The sequence below is a fragment of the Paracoccus sp. (in: a-proteobacteria) genome, assembly GCF_030536915.1.
Lineage (GTDB): Bacteria > Pseudomonadota > Alphaproteobacteria > Rhodobacterales > Rhodobacteraceae > Paracoccus.
In genome coordinates, this window is record NZ_JAUNPC010000014.1 from 20,488 (window position 1) to 28,918 (window position 8,431).

Below are 8,431 nucleotides of genomic sequence, written 5' to 3' on the forward strand. Positions count from 1 at the left end.
CTCGCCCTTGCTTTCCTCGGGGGTCTTCACCTGCATCAGGAAGACGTCGTTCATGAGCCGGCCGTTCGGGGCCACGGTCGCGTTCCGGGCGAAGGCGTCGTTGATCGTCATGCCCTTCAGCTTTTCGGACACGGCGGCGGCATCGTCGCCGCCGGCAGCCTCGATCGCCTTCAGATAGGACAGCACCGTCGAGTAGGTGGCCGCATGGATCATCGTCGGCATCCCGCCGGTCCGTTCCTTGAAGCGGTTCCCGAAGGCGCGCGATTCATCGTCGCGGTCCCAGTAGAAGGTTTCGGTCAGATACAGGCCCTGCGCCGCCTGCAGCCCCAGGCCGTGGACGTCCGAGATCATCAGCAGCAGCCCGGCAAGGTTCTGTCCGGCCTGGGTGATGCCGAATTCGGCCGCCTGCTTGATGGCGTTCTGGGTATCTGTCCCGGCGCTGGCAAGCCCGATCACCTTGGCGCCCGACGCCTGCGCCTGCAGCAGGAAGGCCGAGTAGTCGGTCGAGTTCAGCGGATGGCGGACCGCGCCCAGCACCTGGCCGCCCGCGGCCTCGACGGTCTTGGTGGTGTTTTCCTCAAGCGAATAGCCGAAGGCATAGTCGGCGGTCAGGAAAAACCAGGTGTCGCCGCCCTGCGCCACGACCGCGCCGCCGGTGCCCACCGCCAGCGCATGGGTGTCATAGGCCCAGTGGAAGCTGTAGGGGGTGCAGGCCTTGCCGGTCAGTTCGGTCGTGCCGCCGCCGGTGATCATGGTGACCTTGTTCTTCTCGGCCGCGACCGCCTGGACGGCCAGTGCCACCGAGGAGGTCGTCAGGTCCATGATCGCATCGACCTGGTCGGTGTCGAACCACTGGCGCGCGATGGACGAGCCGACATCGGCCTTGTTCTGGTGGTCGGCGCCGACGATCTCGACCGGGGCGCCCAGCACGGTGCCGCCGAAATCCTCGACCGCCATCCGCGCGGCCTCGACCGAGCCGACGCCGCCCACGCCCGAATAGGGGCCGGACTGGTCGTTCAGGATACCGATCTTCACCTTGCCGTCGGTGAGTTCCTGCGCCGTGGCCGTGCCAGCCAAAAGCGCCGCCGTGGCGGCGGTGATGTAAAGAAACTTCATGTAGTCCTCCCTGTCATTCTGTCCCGGATGCGGGTCCGGGTGTGACGGCGCCTTGCGTGACGCCCGTCACCGTTCCACTGCGGATGATTGCCGCAGTCCATCGCCTTCGCAAGACTTTTGGATGGCATTTTCTGCATTTGCACAGGCCCCGATCGGGGGCCTGCGGGGTTTCGTCCCGACTGCCGTCATTGCCCCAGCGGGCAGCCCGACCGGGCCGGGTCCAGATAGGCCTGGTCACCCGGAATCGTCGCCCTGATGTCGTAGTAATCCCAGTCGCCGGTGCTTTCGGCGGGGGATTTCACCTCCATCAGATAGACGTCCGAGATCATCCGCCCGTTCGGCCCGACCCGCCCGTTTTCGGCAAAGGCGTCGCTGACCGGCAGTTCGCGCATCTTGGCCGCCACGGCCTCGGTCTCGTCCGTGCCCGCGGCCTCGATGGCCTTGAGGTAATGCAGCACGCCCGAATAGGTGCCCGCCTGGATCATGTTGGGCATCTTGCCGGTGCGTTCCTTGAAGCGGTTGGAAAACGCGCGGCTGGCGTCGGTACGGTCCCAGTAGAAGCTTTCGGTCAGGGTCAGCCCCTGCGCGGTTTCCAGCCCCAGCCCGTGGACCTCGGCCAGCGTGAACAGCAGCCCCGCCATGCGCTGGCCGCCCTGCACGATCCCGAACTCGGCCGCCTGCTTGATGGCGTTCTGGGTGTCCATCCCGGCGTTCGCCAGCCCCACGACCTTGGCGCCCGAGCTTTGCGCCTGCAGCAGGAAGGACGAGAAGTCGGTCGCCGCCAGCGGATGGCGGACCGAACCCACCACGGTGCCGCCCTTTTCGGTGACGATGGCGCCGGTGTTTTCCTCAAGCGAATAGCCGAAGGCATAGTCGGCAGTCAGGAAGAACCAGCTGTCGCCGCCGTCCTCGACCAGTGCGCCGCCGGTGCCCACGGCCAGCGCATGGGTGTCATAGGCCCAGTGAAAGCCGTAGGGCGAACAGGCTTTGCCGGTCAGGTCGGCGGTAGCCGCGCCGGTCACGAGGTCGATCTTCTTCTTCTCGGCCGACAGCGCCTGCACGGCCAGGGCCACCGACGAGGTGGTCAGCTCCATGATCGAATCGACCTGCTCGGTGTCGTACCACTGCCGTGCGATGTTGCTGGCAATGTCGGCCTTGTTCTGGTGGTCGGCGCTGACGATCTCGACCGGCGCGCCCAGAACGGTGCTGCCCATCTCCTCAACCGCCATGCGCGCGGCCTCGACCGAGCCGAGGCCGCCAAAATCGGCATAAACGCCCGACTGGTCGTTCAGGATGCCGATCCTGACTTTGCCATCCGAGACCTCGGCGAAAGCGGGCGCGCCGAGAAGGGCCGCCACCGCGACCGACGTGAAGAACCGTGCCATCAATTTCCTCCCTGTGGGTGTCTTGCGCCGTATTCGCGGCGCAGCCCCTTTTCCTCCGCCGTGCAGACTGACCAAAGCGCGGGCGCCTGACAAGCGCGGCGATGGGGCAGGACGCAGGATGCCGCAACGTCGCGCGGCGGCCCGTCCGGCGGCCCTCGGAACCAGCGCACCCTTGCGGCGCTATATCTTCGGACGCCCCCTCGGGGGCATGAGGGTCCGCGGGCGCCGGCCCCGGACCGCCGGACATGAGGAAAGGGCCACCAGATGGTCAGGACAATGCTTTCGGCGGCGCTTGCCGCCACGCTGCTTGCGGCGCCTGTGCAGGCGCAGGACGTGGGCGAGATCGTGGGCGGCATCGCCCGCCAGTATCTGCAGCAGGAACAGGACCGCGCCGCCTTTTCGCAGGCGCAGAGCGCGAACACGCTGTCGGCCTACCAGTCCTACCTGCGGCAGTTCCCGAACGGCATGTATGCCGAGCATGCGCGCGAGCGCGTGCAGCGGCTGGGCGGCGCAGTGGCGCCCCCGAGCAATCAGGCAGGCTCGGGCGTGACAACGGGCACCCAGGCGGGTTCGGGGACGACCACAGGCACCCAGGCCGAGGCGGCCGGGGCTGCACTGACCGCAGATCAGCGTGTCGCGGTACAGCGCCGCCTGAACGCGCTGGGCTACAACACCAATGGCCTCGACGGCAATTTCGGTCCCGGAACCCGCCGCGCCATCTCGCTGTGGCAGCGTGACCGCGACTATACCCAGACCGGGACTCTGACCCAGGCGCAGGCCAGCGAGATCCTGCGCGGGCAGGCCCCAGCGGCCTCTGAGGGCACGGGCGGCAGCGCCGCCGCCAGCGGTCCGGCGCAGGACGAGGCGGGTCTGGCCCTCAGCCGCCAGCAGCGAGCCGAGGTGCAGGCCGGGCTGACGCGGCGCGGCTTCGACACGCGGGGCGTGGACGGCGTCTTCGGGCGCGGCACCCGCAGTGCCATCGCGGCATGGCAGCGGGCGAACGACCTGACCGCCACCGGCTACCTGACCGCCGCTCAGGTCGAGCGGCTGACTGCCCGCTGATCCACAAAAAAGGCCGCCCTGCCGGGGCGGCCTTCGTAATTGGGACTGCGCCTCGTCAGCCTGCGAGATCGCCGGCCAACAGGTAGTCGGGCAGGTTCTGGAAGGCGACGGGCCGCAGGAAGCGGCGGATCGAGAGCGTGCCCACCGAGGTCGCCCCGAAGTTGGTCGAGGCCGGGTAGGGTCCGCCGTGGACCATGGCGTCCACGACCTCGACACCCGTCGGATAGCCATTGGCCAGCACCCGTCCGGCCTTCTGCGCCAAGATCGGCAGCAGGCGGCGGGCAAGATCGGCGTCCTCGGGATCGGTCTGCAGCGTCGCCGTCAGCTGGCCGGGGAAGCCGCGCGCGATCCGCTCCATGTCCTCGGGCGAACTGGCGCGCACGACGAGGCCCAGCGGGCCGAAGACCTCCTCGGCCAGGTCGTCCTCGCCCAGGAAGGCGTCGGCGGTGGTCTCGTAGAGGTTGGGCGAGGCGCTGCGCTCGCTGCTCTCGGTGGTCAGCACGGGCTTGACCGCGTTCGACTTGCCCATCCGGTCCACGCCCTCGCGGTAGGCTTGGGCGATACCGTCGGTCAGCATGGTCTGGGGGGCCACCTGCTCCAGCGCGGCGCGGGCCGAGGCGATGACCCGGTCGGCCTCGGGGCCGTCCAGCACCACGGCGATGCCGGGATTGGTGCAGAACTGGCCTGCGCCCATGGTCAGGGAACCTGCCCAGTTGGTCCCGATCTCCTCGCCGCGCGCGGCGGCGGCATTCGGCAGGACGAACATCGGGTTGACCGAGCCGAGTTCGCCGAAGAAGGGGATCGGCTCGGGGCGCTGGGCGCAGAGGTCGAAGAGTGCCCGGCCCCCGGCGAGGCTGCCGGTGAAGCCCACGGCCTTGATGCGCGGGTCGGTGACCAGCGCCTCGCCGACCTTGCGGTTGCCGCCCTGGATCAGTGAGAAGACGCCCTTCGGCATCCCGGTCTTCTCGATGGCGGCCAGCACGGCCTCGGCCACGATCTCGCCGGTGCCGGGATGGGCGGAATGGCCCTTGACCACGACCGGGCAGCCCGCCGCCAGCGCCGCCGCCGTGTCGCCCCCCGCCGTCGAGAAGGCCAGCGGGAAGTTCGAGGCGCCGAAGACCGCCACGGGGCCCACGGGAAGCTGGATCATCCGCAGTTCGGGCCGGGGCGCGGGCGTGCGGTCGGGCAGGGCCGCGTCATGGCGGCGGTCGAGGTAGTCGCCCTTGCGGATATGGTCTGCGAACAGCCGCAACTGCCCGGTGGTGCGGCCGCGCTCGCCCTGCAGGCGGGCCTCGGGCAGGCCGGATTCCTGGGCGCCGATCTCGGTGATGGCCTCGGCGCGGGCCTCGATCTCGTCGGCAATGGCGTCGAGGAAGCGGGCGCGTTCCTCGCGCGTGGTCGCGGCATAGGCGTCGAAGGCCCCGGCCGCCGCCGCGCAGGCGCGGGCGACCAGCTCGGGCGTGCCCACCGCGAACTCATGCGTCGGCCCATGCGCAGGGCTGGAGGTGAAGGTTTCCGTTCCGCCGACCCATTCGCCCGCGACCAGATGCTTGCCGTGAGGGGTGAAGCCTGACATCCGCTGATCCTTTCACTTGTGCCGCCGGCTTGTGTGTTCCATGTCGACATGATGGCCGGCCTCTGGCTGGACATGTCGCCTCGGCGGGCGCGCTGCAAGAGCGGATCGGGATTCTTTCGCCTGCGCGTCAGACGCCACGCATCAGGCTGGGCACCTCGGCGGACAGTTCGCGGGCCATGAAGCCCATCGGTCCCAATCGCTCGGCCAGCCGCCGCCCCGCCTCGCCATGCAGCCAGACGCCCCAGCAGGCGGCCTCGAAAGCCGGCAGGCCGCGGGCGCATAGCCCGGCGATCAGCCCCGTCAGCACGTCGCCCGAGCCGCCGGTGGCCAGCCCCACGCCGCCGCCGCCATAGGCGGCGACCTCTCCATCCGGGCTGGCGATCAGGGTCGTGGCGCCCTTCATCACGATGACGGCGCGCAGCCGGGCCGACCATTCCACGGCGATCCCGTCGCGCCGCGCCTCGATCTCGGTGGCGTCAAGCCCGGTCAACTGCGCCATCTCGCCCAGGTGCGGCGTCAGGATCGCGCCGCCCGCCAGCGCCTCGACCTGGGCCAGCCGCGCGGCTGCCGCGCCGACGCAGGCCGCGTCGATCAGCACCGGCCCCGCGTCCGCCGCCGGCAGCAGCGCGTCCATCATCGCCAGCGCCGCCGAGGGCGAGGCCATCGCCGGCCCCAGCACCAGGCAGCCGCAGCCGTCGAGCTTGTCCACCAGGATCGAGGCATCCGCGATCTCTCCGCCGTCATGCGGCAGGGCGAAGATGCCCGCCTCCGGCATGGCGATGCCGGTCGGGATCGCCAGCGGCTCGGGCAGGCCCATCTGGACCTTGCCCGCGCCCGCGCGGAAGGCCGCCAGCGCCGTCAGGATCAGCCCGCCCGGCACCCGCAGCGAGCCGCCGACCAGCATCACCCGGCCGCGGCTGTTCTTGTCGGTGTTCTCGGGGTGGACCGGCAGGGGATGGCGGCGCAGCCAGGCGGCATCGAGGATCGAGGACACGTCGCTCATCCCCGGTTCCCCACGATGGCGTCGGGTTCGCGGGTGACGGGGGTGTCCTCGGCCTCCATCGGCGCGGTGACGTTGTAGCGCACCAGCTTGAGGCCACCGTCGGTGCCTTCCTCGCCCGCTTCCCAAGCGTATTCGGTGATCGAGCAGTTGGCGACATCCGCCTGCCGGTCGATGTCGAGGATCTGCTGTTCCGTCATCCCCTCGATGACGTAGCGCAGGCAGAGGACCACGACCTGGTGGGCGACGATCATCACCCGGCAGCCGCCGTGGTGCAGCGCCACTGTATCCAGCAGCGCCCGCAGGCGGAAGATCACGTCGCACCAGCTTTCGCCCCCCGGCGGGCGGTGGTAGAACTTGCCGATCATGGTCCGCAGCTCGGCCTGCTGGGGGAACTCGGCGCGGATGCCCTTGCCGGTCAGCCCGTCGAGGATGCCGAATTCCTTTTCCCGCAACCGTTCGTCCAGGTGGATGCGGGTGTCGGCCGGGCAGCCGCCCGCGTCGCGGAAGATGCGGGCGGTTTCCATCGCCCTCAGGTAGGGCGAGGACAGCACGACATTGGGCCGCCCTTCCTCTTTCCCCTGCGAGAACCAGTGGCCCAGCGCGCGGGCCTGCTGTTCGCCCAAGGGCGACAGCGGTACATCCACGTCGCGCCCTGTCAGGTCGATCCGGGCCATGCCCTGCTGATACGCGAAGTCGCGGGCGACATTGCCCGCGCTTTCCCCGTGCCGCACGATCCACAGCCGCTCGGGCCATCTTGGCGTCATGATCCGTTCCCCCGTCCGCTTTCAGCGACAACACGCGGCGGGGCTGTCCGGTTGCCGCATCGCCCCTCTTGCAAGCCGGAGTATTTTCGTCGATCTCTGGCGCGCCCGGACCCTGATCCGGGTGGACGGGTCCTGCCCGCCCTGCAATGCCCGCCAATGGCCCGGCCTTCCGGACGGCGCACTCCTGGCCAGCCTGCATCCTGCAACCCGGACCTCCTCGCGCCCTTCCCGTGCGCCGGATCATGATCGAGAGCGCCATGACCGCCATCCTCCGTTCCGCCCTTGCCGTTCTGGCGCTGATGGCGACGCCCGCCTTGGCCGAGACGCTGACCATGTCCTCGTGGCTGCCGCCCGGCCATCCGGTGCTGGTCAACGCGATCCTGCCTTGGGCCAAGGATGTCGAGGCGGCGACCGGGGGCCGCGTCAGGATCGTGGTGCCGGGCAAGCCGCTCGGCACCCCGCAGGCGCATTTCGACCTGGCCCGCGACGGCATCGCCGACATCGCCTATGGACAGCACCCCTCGTCCGAAGGCGACCGCTTCGCGGGCGCGATGGTCGGGCAGTTCAGCCGCACGGGCGACGATGCGGCGGCGACCTCGACGGCCTTCTGGCGGGTCTACACGGAACGGCTGGACGCCCGTGCGGAACATGCGGGCGCGCATCTGCTGGGGCTGTGGACGCATGGGCCGGGGCTGATCCACACCGGAAAGGTCAGGATCGGGACGCCCGAGGATTTCGCCGGCGTCAAGCTGCGCGTTCCTGCCGGCTATGTCCATGACCTGCTGGATGCGCTGGGCGCGACGCCCCTGTTCATGCCCGCCCCCGAGATCTACGAAAAGCTGTCGCGCGGGGTCATCGACGGCGGCGCCTTCAGCTACGAGGCGGTGACGGCCTTCAACCTGATCGACCATGTCCGCTACACCATGCGGGTGCCGGGAGGGCTGTATAACTCCACCTGGTACATGGTGATGAACGAGGACCGCTGGAACGCGATTTCCCCGGAAGACCGCGCCGCCATCGAGGCGCTGTCGGGCGAGGCGCTGGCCCGCCGCGTGGGCGAGGCCTGGAACGCCGCCGACGCCGCCGCGATCGAACGCATGACCGGGGCCGGGATCGAGATCCACGACGCCTCGGACCCCATCGTCGCGAAGGTGGACGAGATCGCCGCCCGGCTGGAAGCCGAGTGGATCGCGCGCATCGGCGCCGGGCATGACGGGGCGGCGGCGCTGGCCGACTACCGCGCGCAGGCGGGTGCCGCGCGATGAGCCTGGCGGATCAGGCGCCCCGCGCCGGGATCATGCCCGCGGCCGGCCGCCTCGGCGGGCGGCTGCTGGCCGCGGCGGGGGCGGGGCTGACCCTGCTGATGGTGGTCGTGACCTGCATCGACGTGGTCGGGCGCTACCTGTTCAACCGTCCCTTCGGCGGCGCCTTCGAGATCACCCAGATGTCGCTGGCCGCGCTGGTCTTCGTGGCGCTGCCGCTGACCACCCGCGCCCGCGCCCATGTCGAGGTCGACCTGGCGCTG

General features: G+C 70.0%; 8 protein-coding genes. 3 read left to right on the plus strand and 5 right to left on the minus strand.

Going from position 1 to position 8,431, the window contains the following annotated elements:
* Both Q4F04_RS04240 and Q4F04_RS04245 read right to left on the minus strand, forming a co-directional pair.
* Positions 1-1,116 (minus strand): ABC transporter substrate-binding protein (locus Q4F04_RS04240; RefSeq protein ID WP_303368584.1); only part of this gene is annotated, 1,116 nt, incomplete at its 3' end.
* A gap of 185 nt (positions 1,117-1,301) precedes the next feature.
* On the minus strand, positions 1,302-2,501 hold the full coding sequence (locus Q4F04_RS04245; protein ID WP_303368585.1) for an ABC transporter substrate-binding protein: 1,200 nt from the start codon (positions 2,499-2,501) through the stop codon (positions 1,302-1,304).
* Positions 2,502-2,765: 264 nt separating this feature from the next.
* On the opposite strand from Q4F04_RS04245, the gene Q4F04_RS04250 reads away from it, so the two are divergent.
* Entirely contained in the window at positions 2,766-3,563 is a 798-nt protein-coding gene (locus tag Q4F04_RS04250) for a peptidoglycan-binding protein (RefSeq protein ID WP_303368586.1), read from the plus strand.
* Positions 3,564-3,618: 55 nt separating this feature from the next.
* Here the strand turns inward: Q4F04_RS04250 and Q4F04_RS04255 are convergent, their stop codons facing one another.
* The 3 genes from Q4F04_RS04255 to Q4F04_RS04265 all read right to left on the minus strand — a co-directional run bounded on the left by Q4F04_RS04255 (position 3,619) and on the right by Q4F04_RS04265 (position 6,906).
* Positions 3,619-5,139 (minus strand): aldehyde dehydrogenase (NADP(+)), encoded by a 1,521-nt coding sequence (locus Q4F04_RS04255; RefSeq protein WP_303368587.1) that lies wholly within the window; start codon positions 5,137-5,139, stop codon positions 3,619-3,621.
* A 127-nt stretch (positions 5,140-5,266) separates the two neighbouring features.
* Complete coding sequence (locus Q4F04_RS04260; RefSeq protein ID WP_303368588.1) at positions 5,267-6,142, minus strand: NAD(P)H-hydrate dehydratase; 876 nt, start codon at positions 6,140-6,142, stop codon at positions 5,267-5,269.
* Positions 6,139-6,906: a histidine phosphatase family protein gene (locus Q4F04_RS04265; protein WP_303368589.1), complete on the minus strand. Its 768-nt coding sequence runs from the start codon at positions 6,904-6,906 to the stop codon at positions 6,139-6,141. Before Q4F04_RS04265 ends, Q4F04_RS04260 begins: the two co-directional genes overlap by 4 nt.
* 242 nt (positions 6,907-7,148) lie before the next feature.
* Here Q4F04_RS04265 and Q4F04_RS04270 point away from each other — a divergent pair, with 242 nt between their 5' ends.
* Both Q4F04_RS04270 and Q4F04_RS04275 read left to right on the plus strand, forming a co-directional pair.
* Entirely contained in the window at positions 7,149-8,171 is a 1,023-nt protein-coding gene (locus tag Q4F04_RS04270) for a TRAP transporter substrate-binding protein (RefSeq protein WP_303368590.1), read from the plus strand.
* Positions 8,168-8,431, plus strand: a 264-nt coding sequence (locus Q4F04_RS04275; protein ID WP_303368591.1) for a TRAP transporter small permease subunit, incomplete at its 3' end; no start/stop codon positions are given. The genes Q4F04_RS04270 and Q4F04_RS04275, both read left to right, overlap by 4 nt.

Bases quoted from the DNA above. Each gene is read 5' to 3' on its own strand.
- Q4F04_RS04245 (WP_303368585.1), bottom strand. From the start codon at position 2,501: ATGGCACGGTTCTTCACGTCGGTCGCGGTGGCGGCCCTTCTCGGCGCG.
- Q4F04_RS04250 (WP_303368586.1), top strand. From the start codon at position 2,766: ATGGTCAGGACAATGCTTTCGGCGGCGCTTGCCGCCACGCTGCTTGCG.
- Q4F04_RS04255 (WP_303368587.1), bottom strand. From the start codon at position 5,139: ATGTCAGGCTTCACCCCTCACGGCAAGCATCTGGTCGCGGGCGAATGG.
- Q4F04_RS04260 (WP_303368588.1), bottom strand. From the start codon at position 6,142: ATGAGCGACGTGTCCTCGATCCTCGATGCCGCCTGGCTGCGCCGCCAT.
- Q4F04_RS04265 (WP_303368589.1), bottom strand. From the start codon at position 6,906: ATGACGCCAAGATGGCCCGAGCGGCTGTGGATCGTGCGGCACGGGGAA.
- Q4F04_RS04270 (WP_303368590.1), top strand. From the start codon at position 7,149: ATGATCGAGAGCGCCATGACCGCCATCCTCCGTTCCGCCCTTGCCGTT.